Annotated in this window: 17 protein-coding genes; 14 read left to right on the plus strand and 3 right to left on the minus strand. The window is 72.4% G+C overall.

The features are described 5' to 3' along the window. Positions 1–75 precede the first annotated feature (75 nt). The 4 genes from FLL47_RS05375 to trxA all read left to right on the plus strand — a co-directional run bounded on the left by FLL47_RS05375 (position 76) and on the right by trxA (position 4,297). The gene (locus tag FLL47_RS05375) at positions 76–873 is read left to right on the plus strand and encodes an ABC transporter ATP-binding protein (protein ID WP_144119283.1); all 798 of its coding nucleotides are present in this window, start codon (positions 76–78) and stop codon (positions 871–873) included. Further along, the gene (locus tag FLL47_RS05380) at positions 873–3,398 is read left to right on the plus strand and encodes an ABC transporter permease (protein ID WP_144119284.1); all 2,526 of its coding nucleotides are present in this window, start codon (positions 873–875) and stop codon (positions 3,396–3,398) included. Before FLL47_RS05375 ends, FLL47_RS05380 begins: the two co-directional genes overlap by 1 nt. A gap of 195 nt (positions 3,399–3,593) precedes the next feature. Further along, positions 3,594–3,980 (plus strand): MerR family transcriptional regulator, encoded by a 387-nt coding sequence (locus FLL47_RS05385; RefSeq protein WP_144119285.1) that lies wholly within the window; start codon positions 3,594–3,596, stop codon positions 3,978–3,980. Next, on the plus strand, positions 3,956–4,297 hold the full coding sequence (gene trxA, locus FLL47_RS05390) for a thioredoxin (protein ID WP_144119286.1): 342 nt from the start codon (positions 3,956–3,958) through the stop codon (positions 4,295–4,297). Before FLL47_RS05385 ends, trxA begins: the two co-directional genes overlap by 25 nt. A 6-nt stretch (positions 4,298–4,303) precedes the next feature. Here the strand turns inward: trxA and FLL47_RS05395 are convergent, their stop codons facing one another. After that, positions 4,304–4,729, minus strand: coding sequence for a hypothetical protein (locus FLL47_RS05395; protein WP_144119287.1), 426 nt, complete (start codon positions 4,727–4,729; stop codon positions 4,304–4,306). 55 nt (positions 4,730–4,784) lie between these two features. Here FLL47_RS05395 and FLL47_RS05400 point away from each other — a divergent pair, with 55 nt between their 5' ends. From FLL47_RS05400 to FLL47_RS05430, 6 genes are all read left to right on the plus strand, one after another. Beyond that, positions 4,785–5,489, plus strand: coding sequence for a class I SAM-dependent methyltransferase (locus tag FLL47_RS05400; protein WP_144119288.1), 705 nt, complete (start codon positions 4,785–4,787; stop codon positions 5,487–5,489). Positions 5,490–5,579: 90 nt separating this feature from the next. After that, the gene (locus FLL47_RS05405; RefSeq protein ID WP_144119289.1) at positions 5,580–6,104 is read left to right on the plus strand and encodes a hypothetical protein; all 525 of its coding nucleotides are present in this window, start codon (positions 5,580–5,582) and stop codon (positions 6,102–6,104) included. Positions 6,105–6,148: 44 nt separating this feature from the next. Further along, positions 6,149–6,658, plus strand: a complete 510-nt coding sequence (locus FLL47_RS05410; protein ID WP_186315570.1) for a GNAT family N-acetyltransferase — start codon at positions 6,149–6,151, stop codon at positions 6,656–6,658. Between the two features lie 67 nt (positions 6,659–6,725). After that, entirely contained in the window at positions 6,726–7,562 is an 837-nt protein-coding gene (locus FLL47_RS05415) for a PhzF family phenazine biosynthesis protein (RefSeq protein ID WP_144119291.1), read from the plus strand. A 112-nt stretch (positions 7,563–7,674) separates the two neighbouring features. Continuing rightward, positions 7,675–8,748 carry a hypothetical protein gene (locus FLL47_RS42705; RefSeq protein ID WP_186315571.1) on the plus strand — a complete coding sequence of 358 codons (1,074 nt, stop codon included), beginning with the start codon at positions 7,675–7,677 and terminating at the stop codon, positions 8,746–8,748. Between the two features lie 277 nt (positions 8,749–9,025). Beyond that, entirely contained in the window at positions 9,026–9,742 is a 717-nt protein-coding gene (locus tag FLL47_RS05430; protein ID WP_144119293.1) for a YcnI family copper-binding membrane protein, read from the plus strand. Between the two features lie 171 nt (positions 9,743–9,913). Here the strand turns inward: FLL47_RS05430 and FLL47_RS05435 are convergent, their stop codons facing one another. Beyond that, positions 9,914–10,498 (minus strand): sigma-70 family RNA polymerase sigma factor, encoded by a 585-nt coding sequence (locus FLL47_RS05435; RefSeq protein ID WP_144119294.1) that lies wholly within the window; start codon positions 10,496–10,498, stop codon positions 9,914–9,916. A gap of 127 nt (positions 10,499–10,625) precedes the next feature. Between FLL47_RS05435 and FLL47_RS05440 the strand changes: the two genes are divergently transcribed. The 3 genes from FLL47_RS05440 to FLL47_RS05450 all read left to right on the plus strand — a co-directional run bounded on the left by FLL47_RS05440 (position 10,626) and on the right by FLL47_RS05450 (position 15,086). Further along, positions 10,626–11,408, plus strand: a complete 783-nt coding sequence (locus FLL47_RS05440) for a zf-HC2 domain-containing protein (RefSeq protein WP_186315572.1) — start codon at positions 10,626–10,628, stop codon at positions 11,406–11,408. Positions 11,409–11,524: 116 nt separating this feature from the next. Continuing rightward, positions 11,525–13,402 (plus strand): ABC transporter ATP-binding protein, encoded by a 1,878-nt coding sequence (locus tag FLL47_RS05445; protein ID WP_144119296.1) that lies wholly within the window; start codon positions 11,525–11,527, stop codon positions 13,400–13,402. A 157-nt stretch (positions 13,403–13,559) separates the two neighbouring features. Beyond that, the gene (locus tag FLL47_RS05450; protein WP_222105971.1) at positions 13,560–15,086 is read left to right on the plus strand and encodes an MDR family MFS transporter; all 1,527 of its coding nucleotides are present in this window, start codon (positions 13,560–13,562) and stop codon (positions 15,084–15,086) included. A 72-nt stretch (positions 15,087–15,158) separates the two neighbouring features. On the opposite strand, the gene FLL47_RS05455 is transcribed toward FLL47_RS05450, so the two are convergent. Beyond that, the gene (locus FLL47_RS05455) at positions 15,159–15,677 is read right to left on the minus strand and encodes a hypothetical protein (protein WP_144119297.1); all 519 of its coding nucleotides are present in this window, start codon (positions 15,675–15,677) and stop codon (positions 15,159–15,161) included. A gap of 268 nt (positions 15,678–15,945) precedes the next feature. On the opposite strand from FLL47_RS05455, the gene FLL47_RS05460 reads away from it, so the two are divergent. Then, positions 15,946–18,783: a PQQ-dependent sugar dehydrogenase gene (locus FLL47_RS05460; RefSeq protein WP_144119298.1), complete on the plus strand. Its 2,838-nt coding sequence runs from the start codon at positions 15,946–15,948 to the stop codon at positions 18,781–18,783. The last annotated feature ends 43 nt before the right edge of the window (positions 18,784–18,826 follow it).

Consider the following 18,826-nt stretch of genomic DNA (forward strand, 5'->3'; position numbering starts at 1 on the left):
CTGCAACTTAAGTAGCGGGTCTTGATCTACTCCTGCCCGAGTGCACGGCCGCCGCCGGGCGGCAGCGTGTGGGCCATGACGAACTTCGACGCCGCGGTGAGCGCGGAAGACCTCACCAAACGGTACGGCTCGGGCGACGCGCAGGTGACCGCGCTGGACGCGGTGACGGTGGCCTTCGGCCGCGGCGAGCTCACCGCGATCATGGGACCGTCCGGGTCCGGCAAGTCCACCCTGATGCACTGCCTGGCCGGGCTGGACACGCCGACCGCGGGCCGGGTGTGGCTGCACGGCTCGCGCCACGGCAGCGCCGACCGGGTCGAGCTGAGCGGCCTGCGCGACGACGCGCTGACGGCACTGCGCCGGGACCGGATGGGTTTCGTGTTCCAGGCGTTCAACCTGCTGCCGACGCTGACCGCGTGGGAGAACATCACCCTGCCGCTGGACCTGGCCGGGCGGCGGCCCGACCAGGCCTTTGCCGACACCGTGATCGACGCGGTCGGGCTGCGCGACCGGCTGCACCACCGTCCCGCCCAGCTGTCCGGCGGCCAGCAGCAGCGGGTGGCCTGCGCCCGCGCGCTGATCAGCCGCCCGGACGTGGTCTTCGCCGACGAGCCGACCGGGGCGCTGGACTCCCGGGCGGGCGCGGAGGTGCTCGGTTTCCTGCGCCGCAGCGTCGACGAGCTGGCGCAGACCGTGGTCATGGTCACCCACGACCCGGTCGCGGCCTCGTACGCCGACCGGGTGCTGTTCCTGGCCGACGGCAGGATCGTCGACGAGCTGCGCGAGCCGTCCGCCGACCGGGTGCTCGACCGGATCCGGGCACTGGAGTCCGTGGCGCGCGGCGCCCGCACGACCGTCGGGGCGGGTGCCTGATGCTGCGGGCGATGCTGCGCGACCTGCGCGCACACCTGGGCCGGGTCGCGATGACCCTGGCCGCGATCGTGCTCGGGGTGGCCTTCGTGGTCGCCACCTGGGTGGTGTCGGACTCCGCCGCGGCCACGGTCAGCAGCGGCTCGTCGCGCACCGACCTGGCCGCGGTCGTGCAGTCCAGGCCGAAGACCCCGGCCGACGCGGAGGTCGCCGCCGACGTCGTAGGCCGGCTCGCCCGGCTGCCGGGGGTGACCCGGGCCGAGGGTGTGCGCTCGGGCTATGCGGCCCTGGTCGGCACCGACGGCAAGATCGGCACCACGTCCTGGGCGGAGACCGCGGGCACCGACTGGGACGGCTCGCAGCGGTTCACCCTCACCGCGGGCCGCGGCCCGCAGCGCGCCGGGGAGGTGGCGCTGGAGGAACAGGCCGCCGCGGACGCCGGGTTGTCGGTCGGCGACTCCGCGCGGGTGCTGCTCGGCGGGGACCGGTCCGACACCGCCACCGTCGTCGGCGTGTTCACCTATCGCGCCACGGGCTGGGAGTTCGACCCGGCCGTGGCGTACGACGACAGCACCGCGGCCCTGCTGCTGCGCAGCCGCGACACGGGGGCGGGCGCGACGCCGGGGTACGCGCGGGTGGAGCTGTCCGGGTCCGACGAGCAGGCCGTCGTCGCAGCCGCGCGGGCCGAACTCGGCACCGATTTCCGGGTGGACTCCGGCAGTGAACTGCGCGAGAAGCAGGCCGCGTCCGCGCAGAGCGACGCCGACGTGATCCGCAAGGCGCTGCTGGCGTTCGCCGCGGTGGCGCTGATGGCGGGCGTGTTCGTCATCGCGAACACCTTCACCATGCTGGTCACCCAGCGCACCCGGCAGTTCGCGCTGCTGCGGGCGGTCGGCGCGCGGCGGGCCCAGGTGCGCCGGGCCGTGCTGACCGAGGCCGTCGTGCTGGGCCTGGTCGGCTCCACGGCCGGCGTGGCGATGGGCGTCGGCCTGGGCCTGCTCGCGATGCGGCTGCTGCCCGTGGTCGGCGATGTCGCCTACGTGGTGTCGCCGTGGGCGGTGCTGCTGGGCTACGCGGTCGGCGTGGTGGTCACGATCGTGTCGGCGTACGGGTCGGCGCGCCGGGCGGCGCGGGTGTCGCCGATGGCGGCGCTGCGCACCGACGCCGCCGTGCCGCGGCGCTCGCTGGTGCTGCGCAGCGTGCTCGGCCTGCTCGCCGTGGCGGGCGGGGCGGCCATGGTCGCGGTGACCTCGCCCGAGGACCTGACCGAGCCCAAACGCATGCTGGCCATGGCAGGGGCGGTGCTGGCCTGGGTAGGCGTGCTGCTCACCGCGCCGATCCTGGTGTCGGCGGTGCTCGGCCCGCTGACCCGGCTGCTGCGCTCGCCGCGCCCGGTCACCCGCATCGCGCTGCGCAACGCGGTACGCGACCCGCGTCGCACCGCCGCCACGTCGTCCGCGCTGATGATCGGACTGTCGCTGGTGTGCGCTTTCGCGACCGTGGGGCAGACGCTCAGCGACGACCTGACCGCGCAGGTGCGCTCGGCGGTGCCCGCGGACGCGGTGGTGCTGCGCGCCGCGGCGTTCGGCATGCTCGACGATACGGTCCGTGCCACCGCACGCGCGGTGCCCGGGATGACCGGACTGGCCGCACCGCGCTCGGGTTCGGTGGAGGTGGTCTCGCCGCAGGGCGCGTCGCAGGACGCCGAGTTCACCAGCCTGGACCCGGCCGCGGTCGGCACCGCGATCCGTCCCCGGGTGATCGAGGGCGACTCGGACCTGCGTCGCGGTGTGCTGCTGGCCGAGCGGGTCGCCACCGAGCTGGGGGTGAAGGTCGGCGAACGGGTCCGGCTCCGGTTCATGGCCGCCGGTGCGGCGGGCGAGCCCGCGCCGGTCGAGGTGCCGGTGACGGTGGTGGGCGTGCACGAGGGCAGTGACCTGCTGCGCGGGCAGCTGATCGACGACGCGCTGCTGCCGGCGGGCGTGTCCCGCGAGGGCGACAGCATGTTCGCGCTCGGCGCGGACCAGGCGGCCCTGCGCGCCGCGCTGGAGCGGGCGTTCGCGTCCCGGCCGGACGTGGTGGTGCAGGACCGGGAGCAGTTGCTCGACGACCTGCTGGAGCCGTTCCAGCTGGTGCTCGGCCTGGTCTACGTGCTGCTCGGCGCGGCCGTGGTGATCGCCGTGTTCGGTGTGGTCAACACGCTGGCGCTGTCGGTGTTGGAACGCACCCGCGAGCTGGGTGTGTTCCGGGCGCTGGGCGCGTCGCGGGCGCTGGTGCGCCGTACGGTGCGCCGGGAGAGTGTGGTGATCTCGCTGTACGGCGGCGTCCTCGGCATCGGGGTGGGCGTGCTGCTGGGCGGGGTGATGCAGTACGTCATCCTGGCCAACCCGGTGTTCGGCATGTCGGTGCCGTGGCTGACCGCAGTGGTGGCGCTGGCCGGGATGGGCCTGGTCGGGGTGCTGGCCGCGATGTGGCCGGCCCGCCGCGCGGCCCGCGCCGACATCCTGGCGGCGATCGCCACCGAGTGACGGGCGGGGTGCCGCCGTTCCGGCTCCCCGCGCCCGCTTTGTGATCGACGTTGGCCTATCTCATCGACTTTGATCCGCGAATAGTCGATGGGATGGGCCAATGTCTATGCGTGGCGATGGGGTGACCGGGGCCACGCTTGCCTTGACACCGGCGGCAACGTTTAGCGTTGTGCGAGACAGGGAGGAGGGGCCCGGATGCGCATCGGCGAGCTGGCGCAACGCGCCGGCACCAGCACCCGCACCCTGCGGTACTACGAGCAGCACGGTCTCATCCGGTCGCGGCGCGCGACCAACGGATACCGTGCCTTCGACGAGGCCGAACTGCGGGTCGTGCACGAGATCCGGTCCCTGCTCGCGGTCGGGTTCGACCTCGACGACATCCGCCCGTTCGTGGCCTGCCTGCGGGCGGGGCACGCCACCGGCGACGTGTGTCCCGACTCGGTCGCCGTGCTGCGGCGCAAGCTCGCCGAGGTCGACACCTGCCTCGACCGGCTCAACACCGTCCGCGACCAGCTACACCACCAGCTCACCGAAGCCATCGCCCACCGGGAGAGAACATGCCTGAGAAGAACGGCCCCCTAGTCGAGGTCACCGACGCCACGTTCGTCGACGTCGTGCTGAAGTCGGAGCGGCCCGTGGTGGTCGACTTCTGGGCGGAGTGGTGCGCGCCGTGCAAGGTGCTGGAGCGCTCGCTGAACGAGCTGTCCGAGGAGTTCGGTGACCGGCTGGTTTTCGCGAAGCTCGACGCCGATGCGAACCCGGAGACGGCTCGGGCGTACAAGGTGATGTCGATGCCGACGCTGATCGTGTTCCGCGGCGGCGAGGTCGTCGCCAGCGCGGTCGGCAACCGCCCGAAGATGGCCCTGCGCCAGTTCCTGGAGACCGGCATCCAGGGCTGAGCCGGATCAGGCCGCGACGACCAGGACGGCGATCGTCAGCAGAAAGCTGCTGAGGGCGAGCACCCCCCGCGTGTACGTGGTGACCGGGTCCATCGCCCCCGCGACGCCCAGCTCGTTGCCGCCGGTCGCCATGAACTGGGCGTGCAGCGTGACGCCGCCCTCCGCCACGAGCAGGACCACGGCTGCCACCCGGCCTGGGCCGGTCAGCCCGGTGAACATCCAGCGCCACAGGTCCCTTGCCTTGCCGCCTTCGGGCATTCCGTGGTGGAACATCGTCCCGCCGATCGCGACCGCCAGGAAGATCACCCCGAGCGGCCCGGTCAGTGCCACGACGGTCTCGAAGTCGATCGACGTCGTTGGCAGGAACGTGGCGGCGGTCAGCAGCACGCACGCGGCGTTCACAGCGGCGGTCACGCGCAGTGTCCAAAGCATGCCAGCACCGTAGGGATGGCCCGCAACCCCCGCCGCGCTTTGACATGATCAGCTGATGGGCCAGGAGTACGCCGTCACCGCGGAGTTCTACGACCTCTTGCAGGCCACCGAGCATCTCGCGGTCACCGGGCGGCTGCTGGACCGGTGGCTCGGCCGCCCCGAGGTGGGCGTGCTGGACGTCGGGGCGGGCACCGGGCTGGCCACGAACCTGCTGGCCCGCCGGTGTGCCGTGACGGTGCACGCGGTGGAACCCGCCGCGAGCATGCGGGCCGTGCTGCTGAGCCGCCTCGCGGGGCATACCGAGGTGCTGCCCCGGGTTCGCTTGTACGCCCGTAACGTGCAGGACCTGGGCCTGGCCGGCATCGCCGACTTCGCCTGGTGTCTGAACACCATGGCGGGGCTGGACCTGTCCGACCGGGCCGCAGCGCTGCGCGCGCTGGCGACGGCGCTGGTGCCAGGGGGCCGACTGGTGGTGCAGCGCCCGCCGACCCGTGCCGCCGAGGATCGTCGGGACCTGCCGTCGTGGCAGCTCGGCGGGGATCTGTACAGCGGCGAGGTGACCACCTCGCCGGTCGGCGCGGACCGGGTCCGGTGGCGGTTCAGCTACCGCGTCAGCCGCGACGGTGCCCTGGTACGCGAGGAGTCCGAGGTCTTCGACGGCCACCTCGCCACGGAGTCCGGATTCGACGCCGAGCTGGTCGCCGCGGGTTTCACCGTGATCGGCACGGACGACCCGGACATCGTCGTTGCAAGGCGGTGATCGCGCGGCGAGCGGGCGGGTCGGCGTCGGGTGTCCACCCCGCGGTCGAGGCCGACGATCGCGGTGGATGGCAACGTTTATCGTAGGCCGATGGCCGACGATGAGGTGATCGCAGACGCCACGCCCTCGTCGGGTCGGGTCCGGCCGATGGTCCTGCTCGTGACGGCGCTGATCCTGGTCTCCGCATGGGGTGTCTGGCGGCTGGGCGCGCCCGACCTGGTGCAGAACGGGTCGACGGGTGACAGCTACGGCTGGGACCCGCCGAGCATCACGTTCAGCCTGCACAACGACGGCTTCACCGACGTGACCGTCGTCGAGGTCGGCCGCAGCGGGCCGGGTTTCGAACTGCAGCGAGTCGACGGCGTGCCGGTGTTGCTGCTGCCGGGCGAATCCGTGCGGGTCACCCTGGTGTGGCGGGTCACCGACTGCGCGCGGGTGCCGACCGGCAGCTGGCCGGTGCCCGTGCGGGCCGTCACCTGGCGCGGCGAGTCCACCGTGTACCTCGATCAGCCGCGCCACCAGCGCCGCGACGACCTGCCGGAGCCGCAGGGCCCGGACGTCGAATGGCAGGAGGGCCTCGCCGCGAAGAACTGCGCCCTGACCGGTCGGTCCTGAGCGACGGACCCGGGGGAGACCGCGCTTCGGTAGCGTTGTCGTTCATGGAAGACAACGGGGTGACGATCCGACTGGCCGGCGCGGAGGCCGTCGACGCGCTCGAGCCGCTGTGGCTGTCGATGCACCGGCACCATCGCGAGATCGCACCGGAGCTGGCCATGTACCCGGACGAGCGGTCGTGGCAGCTGCGCCGGGACCTGTACCGGCAGTGGATCACCGAACCGGGGTCGTTCGTGCTGCTGGCCGAGGACGGCGGGGAGCTGGTCGGGTACGCGTTCACGCACGTGTTCGCGGGCCCGGACGACACCTGGGTGTCCGGCGACCGGATCGCCGAGCTGGAGTCGCTGTCGGTGGCGGCGAGCCATCGCGGCCGGGGCGTCGGCACCCGGCTGCTCGACGCCGTCGACGACCGGCTGGCCGAGCTGGGCATCGGTGACCTGTACATCGGCACGCTCGCGGCGAACCTGGGCGCGCAGCGGGTGTACGAGAAGCGCGGCCTGCGGCCTCTGATGATCAAATATGCCCGGCTGGCCGCCTCGCCGCCCCGGGACTGACACCGGCGGAGCCACCGGCCGCGAATTGGCCGTGGGGGAGCGGCACCACGGTGCGTACGGTCGACCTGTGGAGATCTTGAGATATGCGGCGTTCACCGCCGACCCGGCCGGCGGCAACCCCGCGGGCGTCGTGCTCGACGGGACCGCGCTCGACGACGCGGCGATGCTGGCCGTCGCCGCGGATGTCGGCTACTCCGAGACCGCGTTCCTCATCCCGCGCGGCGGCGGCCGGTTCGAGGTGCGCTACTTCAGCCCGCTGGCCGAGGTGGACTTCTGCGGGCACGCGACCATCGCGGCCGCGGCGGCGTACGCCGAGCGCCACGGCGCGGGCCCGCTGAGCTTCGACACGAAGGCGGGCACCATCGAGGTGCTCACCCGCAGGGCCGCCGACGGGACCGCCACGGCCACCCTGACCAGCGTCGCACCGCGTACCGCAGTCCTCGCAGAGGCCGATCTCGCCGCGCTGCTGGATGCGCTGAACTGGTCCGCCGCGGACCTCGACCCGGCGCTGCCGCCGCGCCTGGCGTACGCCGGAGTCTGGCATCCGGTCCTCGCCGCGGCGACCCGGCGGCGGCTGTCCGACCTGGACTACGACATGGACACGCTCGGCGCGCTGATGGCGCGGCGCGGCTGGACCACGGTCGACCTCGTGTGGCGGGAGTCGGCGGACGTGTTCCACGCCCGCAACCCGTTCCCACCGGGCGGTGTGGTCGAGGACCCGGCGACCGGCGCGGCGGCCGCGGCCTTCGGCGGCTATCTGCGCGAGCTGGATCTGGTGACCCCGCCCGCCACGGTCACCGTGTACCAGGGTGACGACATGGGCCGTCCCAGTGTGCTCACCGTCCAGATCGGGCCCGACCCGGGCAGCGGCATCGCGGTCACCGGCACGGCCGTCGCGCTGTAACCGTCGCGGCGCGTTCGTGGCTGGTGTTTTCGCAGGTCACGGGCGTGGCGAAGGCTTGTGGGAGCAGGTCGCCTCCGTAGGATCTTGTCGATCCTAGGAAAGGTGACATGTAGTGAAAAAGTCGTATCGAGTGGCCGCGCTGACCGCGGCGCTGCTCGCGGGCACGGCGGCGGGCGGCGCGCCGTCCTGGAGCGCCGCCGTCGCCGGTGAGCAGGTCTACGACACCGCCGGCACGTACACGTTCGACGTGCCCGCCGGTGTCGCGGTGACGCTGGAACTGTGGGGCGCGGGCGGCGGTGGCGGCGGCGGCAACGGCGGCGGAGCCGGTGGCGGTGGCGGGGGCGGCGGCAAGTCGCTGTTCGGCCGGGGCGGTGGCGGCGGGGCCGGTGGCAGTTCCGGCGGCGGCGGCGCGGGCGGCGGTTCCGGCGGCGCGGGGCAGTACGTCAAATGCGTCCTGCCCGCGGACTTCCCCGCGACGCAACTGTCCATCGTGGTCGGCCGGGGCGGCAGCGGCGGGCGCGGCGCGGCCGCGGCCACCGGCGGCGCGCCGAGCTCGCCCGGCGGCAACGGCAACCCGGGCCAGATCTCCAAGGCGGGCGCGGACGGCGCGGAAGGCGCGATCACCGAGGTCAGCGTGCTGCTCAACGACACCCCGCTGCTGCTGACCCAGGCTGCGGGCGGCGCGGGCGGGCAGGGCAGCCCCGAGTTCTCCAACGGTGGCCCCGGTGGCATGGACGCCACCGGCAGCCGTCCGGGCACGACCCGGCCCGGCGGCATCGGCAGCAGCGCACCCGGTGACGGCGGCGCGGGCGGCACCATGACGGTGCCCTCGGCGGCCCTGTGCACCGGCACCGACGGCGCGGGCGGCAACGCAGGCAAGGGCGGCGGCGACGGCGCGGCCGGCGGCTCCGGTGTCGACGGCGCGAGCAGCGGCACAGGCGGGGCCGGTGGCGCGGGGGCGACCGTGGTCGGCCTGGGCGGCGCAGGCGGCACCGTGACGGACGGCGTCGAGCACGGCGTCGGCGGGGCCGGGGGCGCGGGCGGCAACGGCGGACGCGGCGGCGCGGGTGGTCGCGGGGGCTACCACCGCAGCCTCGCCGCAGACGGCGGCCTCGCGGGCGGCAACTCCGCCGCGGGCGTCACCGGCCGGCCCGGAGCCGACGGCTTCGCCCGCCTCACCTGGTGACCTGAGCAGCAGAAAGGACGCCCGCACGCCGCGAGGCAGGGGGCGTCCTTTCTCATCCCTCGTCGCACGGCCCGACACCGTCACGTCAGGCGGCTCGAGCGGATCGACCGCGCCGTGTCGCCGGGAGCGGTCCGGAAGTTCCCGGTGAATCGGTGAGAGTCCACACATACGTGTGGGAACCGGTGGCCGGGCGGGGGCGACCTGTGTCGCGCGGTGAGCTTGTCGCCGCCGGGCGCGTCGTGCGGCGTGCCGGGTCCCCCGAGGTGAAGGACGCGAGATGACGATCGGTGCGAGGGCACGGTGGCGGGCCGGCGTGGTCACGGTCGCGGCGGCGGCGATGATCGGCCTGTCGGCCGTGCCGGCAGCGGCGCATGTGACCGTGAACCCGAAGGAGGCGACCGTCGGCGGGTACGCCCGGCTGACCTTCCGGGTGCCCAACGAGAAGGACGCCGCGTCGACGGTGAAGGTGGAGGTCGCGCTGCCGGAGGACGCGCCGTTCGCGAGCGTCTCGGTCAAGCCGACGCCGGGGTGGACGGTCGTGGTGGAGAAGCGCAAGCTGACCACGCCGATCAAGAGCCACGACCGGGAGATCACCGAGGCCGCCTCGAAGATCACCTGGACGGCGGACGCCGCCTCGGCGGTCAAGCCCGGCCAGTTCCAGGAGTTCGACGTGTCCGCCGGGCCGGTGCCCGAGGTGAGCCAGGTCGTGTTCAAGGCCCTGCAGACGTACTCCGACGGCGAGGTCGTGCGCTGGATCGAGGAGCCGAAGCCCGGTGCGGAGGTCGAGCACCCCGCGCCGGTGCTCAAGGTCCTGCCGAAGGCGGCGGTCGCGTCACCGGCGGCAGCCGGGAGCAACTCGGCGTCGGGCGACACCCCGGCGTCCTCCGGCGGCGGCAACGGCTGGCCGCTCGGCCTGAGCATCGCCGCGCTGGTCGTCGCCCTGGCCGCGCTCGGCCTGGCCCTACGCGGAAAGCCCGCCGCCGGGCAGTCCTGATCCACGGCCCGCGGCGGGCCGGGGGAGGCCGGCGCGACCAGCGAGGTCCGTCAGGCGGAGCAACGCTGACGGTCAGGGCGAGGGATCAGCGTCTGGTGTCATGATCTGCGGTCGGACCGCAGGTCATGACACGAAACGGCGATCTTGCCCGGCGGCGCCGCCGCACCGGGCTCAGACGGCGCGGAGGTGGCGGCGGGGCGCTGCGGTGGCGCTGTCGCCTAGGGCGGCGGCGAGGTCGTCGCGTGCCCGCGCCACTCGGGACCGGATCGTGCCGATCGGGCAGCCGATCACCTCGGCGGCCTCGATGTACGACAGGCCCAGCACCTGCGTGGCGACGAACGCCTCGCGCCGGTCGGGGTCGAGCCCGGCGATCAGCCGGTCGAGCAGGATCTGCTCGTCGAAGCGCCCGGCCGCGCCGGCCGAGACGGTGTCGGCCACGGCCACCCAGTCGGCCAGGTCAGCCGACCGCGGCCGGCGGGCGAGCACGCGCAGGTGGTCGACGACGGTGTGCCGGGCGATGGCCAGCAGCCAGGTGCGGGCCGAGGAGCGGCCCTCGAACGAGGGCAGGGCGCGCATCGCCCGCAGGTAGGTGTCCTGGGCGAGGTCGTCGGCGTCGGCGGCCCCGGCCAGGTGCGCCACGAAACGCACCACGTCGCGCTGGGTCGCCGCCACGAACGCCTCGGTGGCGGCGCGGTCGCCGCCGCGGGCCGCCAGGGCCAGCGCCGTGATGCGCTCGTCGTCACCGCCGTAAGACATGACCGGAAGCGTATCGTTCGCCGCCCGTCGATGCGATCCCCCCGGTGTGCGACAGCGCCGCAGGTCACAGCAACGGCTGGGAACCAATCCGGGGGTACGGGCGACAATGTGTCTCATGGGAGTGGGCATGGGGTGCACACAGGCGCGCGAGCTGCTGTCGGCCCGCCTGGACGGCGCGGACGAGCCGAGCGAACGTGAGGCGGTCGACGAGCACGTGCGGGGCTGTGCCGCGTGCGCGGACTGGTGGCAGCGGGCGGAGTCGGTGACCCGGCTGGCCCGTACTGCGGCGGCGCTGCCGGTGCCGCCGCTGAGCGAGCAGGCGCTGGCCGCGGTGCTGGCCGCGGCGCCGACTCCGCCGGTCCGGCGGGCCCGGTTCGACGTCGCCGCCTGGCTGCGGCGGGCGCTGCTGGTCGTCGGGGTGGGCCAGTTCCTGCTCGGTGTGGCCCAGATCAGCAGCCTGGCCGCCGCGGACCGGCACGCGCACAGCGTGGTCGGGTCGGTGTCGTCGGGGCACCTGTGGCACGAGTCGGCGGCCTGGAACGTGGCGATCGGCGCGGCGCTGGCCTGGCTGGCGTGGCGGCGTACCCGCCCGGCGGCGCTGCTGCCGGTGATGACCGCGTTCGTGATCGTGCTCAGCCTGCTCACCGCCAACGATGCGCTGGCGGGCCGGGTCGAGGCGGGCCGGGTCATGTCGCACGGCCTGGTGCTCGTCGGGTACGGCCTGCTGCTGGCGCTGAACCATCCGCGCCTGCGCGGCGACGAACCGCCCGTCCGCGCGGCCCGTCCCGGGGGGACCTGGTCGATCCGCCGCGGCGACGACGGGGAGGGCCCGCTCGCGCCGGTGTACCCGTTCCCGGTCCGGGTGGCCGTCACCCGAAAGGTGACCGTGGAGCAGCGCCGCGCGGCCTGATTGTCGGACCCGTCCGGTAGACCGTCGGGTTGACGTCAACCTCGCTTGAGGTTCTACGGTGACGGCGGCGGGCCAACAACCCGCCCGCACCGGTCCGTACGGGAAGGCAAAGCTCGATGAGCATGGAAATGGCGGCGTGGAACTCCCTCTACCACGCCATGAACGCCCAGGACGAGCGCCGTCCGTTCTCGCGCGTGACACTGCGGCGCATCCTCGGGTTCGCCCGGCCGCACCGCAAGCAGCTGCTGGCCTTCCTCGCGCTGAGCGTGGTCGGCGCGGTGCTCGCGGTGGCCACGCCGATCCTGGCCGGGCAGGTGATCGACACGATCTCGGACGGCGGCCCGGAGGCCACCGTGGTGTGGCTGGCCGTGATCATCGCGGGGCTGGCACTGGCCGAGGCCGGGCTGAGCCTGGGCACCCGCTGGCTGTCGGCGACCATCGGTGAGGGGCTGATCCTCGACCTGCGCACCGCCGTGTTCGACCACGTGCAGCGGATGCCGGTCGCTTTCTTCACCCGCACCCGCACCGGTGCGCTGGTGAGCCGGCTGAACAACGACGTGATCGGCGCGCAGCGGGCGTTCAGCGACACCCTGTCCGGGGTGGTCGCGAACCTGGTCATGCTGGTGCTGACGCTGGTCGTCATGATCCGGCTGTCCTGGCAGATCACGCTGCTGGCGCTGGTGCTGCTGCCGGTGTTCGTGCTGCCCGCCCGCCGGATGGGCAACAAGCTGGCCCGGCTGGAGCGCGAGGCCGCCGAGCACAACGCGACCATGAGCACGAACATGACCGAGCGCTTCTCCGCGCCCGGCGCGACGCTGATCAAGCTGTTCGGGCAGCCGGAACGGGAGTCGGCCGAGTTCGCGGCACGGGCCCGGCGGGTACGCGACATCGGCGTGCGTACCGCGATGGTGCAGTGGGTCTTCGTGACCGCCCTGATGCTGGTCTCCTCCCTCGCGCTGGCCCTGGTCTACGGCCTCGGCGGGGTGTTCGCGCTGCGCGGCACGCTGGACGAGGGCGCGGTGGTGGCGCTGGCGCTGCTGCTGGCCCGTCTCTACGCCCCGCTGACCTCGCTGGCCAGCGCCCGCGTCGAGGTGATGAGCGCCCTGGTCAGCTTCGAGCGGGTGTTCGAGATCCTGGACCTCAAGCCGCTGATCACCGAACCCGAGCAGCCGCAGCGCATTCCCGACGGCCCGGTGTCGGTGCAGTTCGACGGGGTCGGCTTCGGCTACCCGTCGGCCGACAAGGTGTCGCTGGCCTCGCTGGAGGAGGTCGCGGTGCTCGACTCCCGCGGGGGCGCGCAGGTGCTGCACGAGGTGTCGTTCACCGCCGAGCCGGGCCAGCTCGTGGCGCTGGTCGGCTCGTCCGGGGCGGGCAAGTCCACCATCGCGCAGCTGCTGCCGCGGTTGTACGACACCGACAGCGGCACGGTCCGGCTGGCCGGCGTCGACGTACGCGACCTGGACGCCAAGACGATCCGGCAGACGCTGGGCATGGTCACCCAGGACGGCCACCTGTTCCACGAGTCGGTGCGGGCCAACCTGCTGCTGGCCCGCCCGGAGGCCACCGACGAGGAGCTGTGGGACGCGCTGCGCCGGGCCCGGCTGGCCGACCTGGTCGAGGAGCTGCCCGACGGCCTGGACACGGTCGTCGGCGAACGCGGCTACCGGCTGTCCGGCGGCGAGCGGCAGCGGCTGACCATCGCCCGGGTGCTGCTGGCCCGGCCGCGGGTGGTGGTGCTCGACGAGGCGACGGCGCACCTGGACTCGACGTCGGAGGCGGCGGTGCAGGAGGCGCTGGGTGAGGCCCTGGCCGGGCGCACCTCGGTGGTCATCGCGCACCGGCTGTCCACGGTCCGCCAGGCCGACCAGATCCTGGTGATCGAGGCGGGGCGGGTCGTCGAGCGCGGTACGCACTCTGACCTGCTGGCCCGCGAGGGCCGCTATGCGGAGCTGTACCGCACCCAGTTCGACCAGCCGGTCGCCGGCCGGGTGTAGCCGCACGCAGACGAGCCCGGCCGCGCGGTCCCACCGCCGGCCGGGCGCCGCCTGAGACATCGCTTCGGCGGCGTCGAGGAACCGCGACGTTCGGCAGAATTCACTGCGATGTGCGGCGCTGCGATGAGTTTTGTCGGTGGCGTCGGTCAGTGTTGGCATGACGACGATCGCCCACAAGACCGCCGACCGCGACCACCTGCTGCCCCACAACCCCGATCGAGGTAACGTGCCCGTCCTACAGCTGGACTCGCCCGCCGAGTCCACGAGCGCGACCTCGGGTCGCACCCCGCCAGTGATCCGGCTGCTGGTGCTGGCCACGTTCGTCGTCATTCTCAATGAGACGATCATGATCAACGCGATCCCGGAGCTGATGGGCGCGCTGAACATCACCGAGCAGACCGCGCAATGGCTTTCGACCGCCTTCATGCTGACCATGGCGGCGGTGATCCCGATCACGGGCTGGTTCATGCAGCGGGTGTCCACCCGCGGCGCCTACGCCACGGCAATGGGCTTGTTCCTGCTCGGCACCGCATCGGCCATCGTCGCGCCCAGCTTCGAAGTGCTCCTTGGCGCCCGCATCATTCAGGCGTCAGGCACGGCTGTGATGATGCCGCTGCTGATGACCACCCTGATGCATGTGGTGCCCGAGCATGACCGGGGCAGGGTCATGGGCAACGTCAGCCTGGCCATCTCGGTCGCGCCCGCGATGGGCCCGGCGATCTCGGGAGTGATCCTCAACTTCGGGTCCTGGCGCCTGCTGTTCGCCGTGGTGCTCCCCATCGCCGCCCTGATCACCTGGGGTGGCATGAAGCAACTCGAGAACGTCGGCGAGCCCGAGATCAGCACCATCGACTGGTTCAGCGTGGTGCTGGCCGCTCTCGGCTTCGGTGGCCTGGTCTACGGGCTCAGCCGGTTCCAGGGCGGCGACATCGGCCTGGCCACCGGAATCGTCGTGGCCGGGCTGGTCGCCATCGCCGTCTTCGTCTTCCGCCAGCTGTCGCTGCAGAAGATCGGCTCGCCGCTGATGGACCTGCGGACACTCAAGCACCGCACCTACACGGTCGCGCTGATCCTGATGTCGGTCGCCTTCATGGCGATGCTCGGCTCGATGATCCTGCTGCCGCTCTACCTGCAGAACGTCCGCGAGCTCAGCGCCCTGCAGACCGGGCTGCTCGTGATGCCCGGCGGCCTCGCGATGGGTCTGCTCGGACCGACCGTGGGCCGCCTGTTCGACAGGTTCGGCGGCCGGGTTCTGGTCATCCCCGGCGCGATCGCGATCACCCTCGCGCTCGCCGGCTTCACCCAGGTCTCGATGACCATGCCGTACTGGCAGCTCCTGGTCCTGCACGCACTGATGATGGTGGGTCTCGCCGCGACCTTCACCCCGGTCTTCACCCTGGGGCTCGGCGCGGTTCCGCCGCACCTCTATGCCCACGGCAGCTCGATTCTGGGCACGCTGCAGCAGGTGGCGGCGGCCTTCGGCACCGCGCTCGTGGTCACCGTGATGAGCGCGCGAGCCGATTCACTGAAGGCGGAGGGCGTCGCCGCCACCGTCGCCAACCTCGACGGCATGCGGCTGGCGTTCATCATCGGCGTGGTCCTGTCCCTTGGCGTGATCATCACCGCCCTGCTCCTGCCGGCCAGGGCGGACAGCAGCGCCGAGAAGGTGGGGCACCCTCACTGAACTGCGCACCTGGTCGCCGTGGCCTGCAGCGTCCCGCGCTCGGCGGCTGGGACGCCGGCAACTTCCGTTCCGTCATTCGCGGAGGGCTCGCAGGAAGCCATGGCGCTGCAGGGACCAGGCCAGGCGGCGGGCGGTGCGGTGGCGGGCGAGCAGGACGAGCAGCTGGCGGGCCAGCGACCAGCGGCGGTCCCGGGCGCCGTCCTCGGCCGCGCGTAGGAGCAGTTCGCGCACTTGCGGGGTCTCCAGCGCGTCGTGGAGTTGGGCGCGTACGCGGGGGTCGTTGAGGGCCGAGGCGATGGCGACGGCGAGCGCGGGGCGGTCGGGCAGGCCCTCGGCGACCGCGGCGGCGAGCTGGAGGCGGATGTCGTCGGACTCGACGAGCAGCAGCACCGCGCGGCGGATCTCGGCGGAGTCCAGCGCGGAACGCAGCAGGTCCATGGCCCGGCGTTCCTGCTCGTGGTCGTGGTCCTCGGTGGACAACGCGGCCAGCAGGGCGGTCACCTGATCCAGGTCGATCAGGTGCTGCAGACCGGCCCGGAACTCCGGCCGCTCCCAGGCGTACAGCAACGCCCGGATCAGATTGCGGTTCATGCCGCCTGATACCCGTTCGCACCCGGCGCCGAAACCAGTGCGCTGACCTGGTATGACACTCCACTTTCGATCGTGGCGACAAAACTTTGTGTTGACGCATAGGAAAGTATGGACACCTCGATGAAAAGTCCCTAGTGTGTCCGTCACGGCTCCACAATGTTTCGTCGATGTAACCGGCGGCGCGGTTACCCGTTGGCCCACCCCGGCATCAGGCGCGACGGCGCGCGCCCTGCCTGGCATACCCCCGGTCAGGAAGGGTTGGACGGCAATGTCCAGTAGACATCCACGTAGGCACATGACGCTATGGCGGGCGGCCGCGGCCGCGCTGCTGATGACCGGCTCGGCCCTGACGGCCGTCGCCACCACGACCGCCCCCGCGGCCGCGCACACCATCGACCCGACGAAGTTCCAGCAGGTCGAGATGGCCCGCGGCGTCGCCGAGATGGGCGAGCCGATGTCGCTGGCCGTGCTGCCGGACCTGTCCGTGCTGCACACCGCCCGCAACGGCACCCTGCGCCGCACCACGGCGGCCGGGACCACGTCCGTGGTCGGCACCATCCCCGTGTACACGCACGACGAGGAGGGCCTGCAGGGCGTCGGCGTCGACCCGGGCTTCGCCACGAACCGCTACATCTACCTCTACTTCGCCCCGCCGCTGTCCACTCCGGCCGGCGACGCGCCCGCGACCGGCACCAGCTGGACCCAGTGGCAGGGCGTCAACCGGCTGGCCCGGTTCACCCTCAACGCCGACTTCACGGTGAACATGGGCAGCCAGGTCAACGTGCTGGACGTGCCCGCCGACCGGGGCCTGTGCTGCCACGTCGGCGGTGACATCGACTTCGACGCCGCGGGCAACCTCTACCTGTCCACCGGCGACGACTCGAACCCGTTCTCCTCCGACGGCTACGCGCCGATCGACGAGCGCACCGACCGCAACCCCGCCTACGACGCGCAGCGCTCCGCGGGCAACACCAACGACCTGCGCGGCAAGATCCTGCGCATCAAGGTGAACGCGAACGGGACGTACTCGATCCCGTCTGGCAACCTGTTCGCACCGGGCACCGCCCAGACCCGGGCCGAGATCTACGCGATGGGCTTCCGCAACCCGTTCCGGATGAGTGTCGACAAGGCTACCGGCGTCGTGTACGTCGGCGACTACGGCCCGGACGCGGGCACCACCAACGCCAACCGGGGCCCGAGCGGCCAGGTCGAGTTCAACCGGATCACCTCGCCGGGCAACTACGGCTGGCCGTACTGCACGGGCGCGAACACCAGCTCGGAGACGTACAACGAGTGGAACTTCGCCACCGCGGCCACCGGGCCGAAGTACAACTGCACCGGCGGTCCGACCAACAACTCGTTCCGCAACACGGGCCTGTCCACGCTGCCCGCGGCGCGACCCGCGTGGATCAAGTACGGCGGTGACAGCGGCACGCCGACCGAGTTCGGCGGCGGCTCCGAGTCCCCGATGGGCGGCCCGGTCTACCGGTACAACGCCTCGTCGACCTCGACCGTGAAGTTCCCGCAGGACATGGACGGGCAGTTCTTCGCCACCGAGTTCGGCCGCGGCTGGATCAAGCCGATCCACGTCAACGCCGACGGCAGCCGCGGCACGATCGACTCCTTCCCGTGGACCGGCAAGCAGGTCATGGACTCCGCGTTCGGCCCCAACGGCGCGCTGTACGTGCTGGACTACGGCACCGGCTACTTCAACGGCGACGCCAACTCGGCGCTGTACCGGTTCGAGTACATCGGCACCGGCAACCGCGCCCCGATCGCCAACGCCACGGCCAACCCCACGTCGGGTGCGGCCCCGCTGGTGGTGCAGTTCTCCTCGGCCGGGTCATCCGATCCGGAGGGTGGCGCGCTGACCTACTCGTGGGCGTTCGGTGACGGCACCACCTCCACGGCCGCCAACCCGAGCAAGACGTACACGACCAACGGCACCTACACCGCGACCCTGACAGTGCGCGACCCGCAGGGCGCCACCGGCGGCGACTCCGTCGTCATCACGGTCGGCAACACCCCGCCCGCGGTGACCATCAACAGCCCCGGCAACGGGCAGCTGTTCGCCTTCGGCGACACGGTCAGCTACTCGCTGACGGTGACCGACCCCGGTGACGGCACCATCGACTGCGCGCGGGTGAAGCTGACCTACGTGCTCGGCCACGACCAGCACGGCCACCAGATCACCTCGAAGAACGGCTGTTCTGGCACCATCACCATCCCGGTCGACGGCGAGCACGACGACGCCGCCAACATCTTCGCGATCTTCGACGCGGAGTACACCGACAACCAGGGCCTGACCACGCACACGCAGCACACGCTGCAGCCCCGGCACCGGCAGGCCGAGCACTTCGGCACGTCGTCGGGCATCAACACGTTCACCAAGGCGACCGCCGAGGGCGGCAAGACCGTCGGAGACATCAACAACGGGGACTGGATCTCGTTCAACCCGTACCGGCTGAGCAACGCCACCGGCTTCACGGCCCGGGTGTCCTCGGGCGGTGTGGGCGGCACGCTGCAGATCCGGGCCGGTTCGGCCACCGGCACCGTGCTCGGCTCGGCCACCGTCCCGGTGACCGGCGGCTGGGAGACGTTCGCGACGGTCAGCGGCACCATCACCGGTGCGCCGAACAACACCACGCCGCTGTTCCTCACCTTCAGCGGCGGCACCGGAGCGCTGTTCGACCTGGACTCGTTCACGTTCACCACGGCCGCGGGCGTCGGCCCGATCAGGGGCCTGGCGGGCAAGTGCCTGGACGTGCGCAGCGGGGCGACCGCCGACGGTACGCAGATCCAGATCTACACCTGCAACGGCACCGGCTCGCAGACCTGGACCCGTAACGGCCAGACCCTGCGGGCGTTCGGCAAGTGCCTGGACATCGCCGGCGGCGCCAGCGCCGACGGCACCAAGATCCAGCTGTACACCTGCAACGGCTCCGGCGCGCAGAACTGGACCTACCAGGCCTCCGACCAGACGCTGCGCAACCCGCAGTCGGCCAAGTGCCTGGACGTGTCCGGCAACAACTCCGCCGACAGCACCATCGTCCACCTGTGGACGTGCACCGCGAACGCCGCGAACCAGAAGTGGACCCTGCCCTGATCGACCCGGTCCGGGCGGGGCAGCCCCGCCCCGCCCGGACCGC

Source organism: Catellatospora sichuanensis (genome assembly GCF_007483665.1).
Taxonomy (GTDB): Bacteria; Actinomycetota; Actinomycetes; order Mycobacteriales; family Micromonosporaceae; genus Catellatospora; species Catellatospora sichuanensis.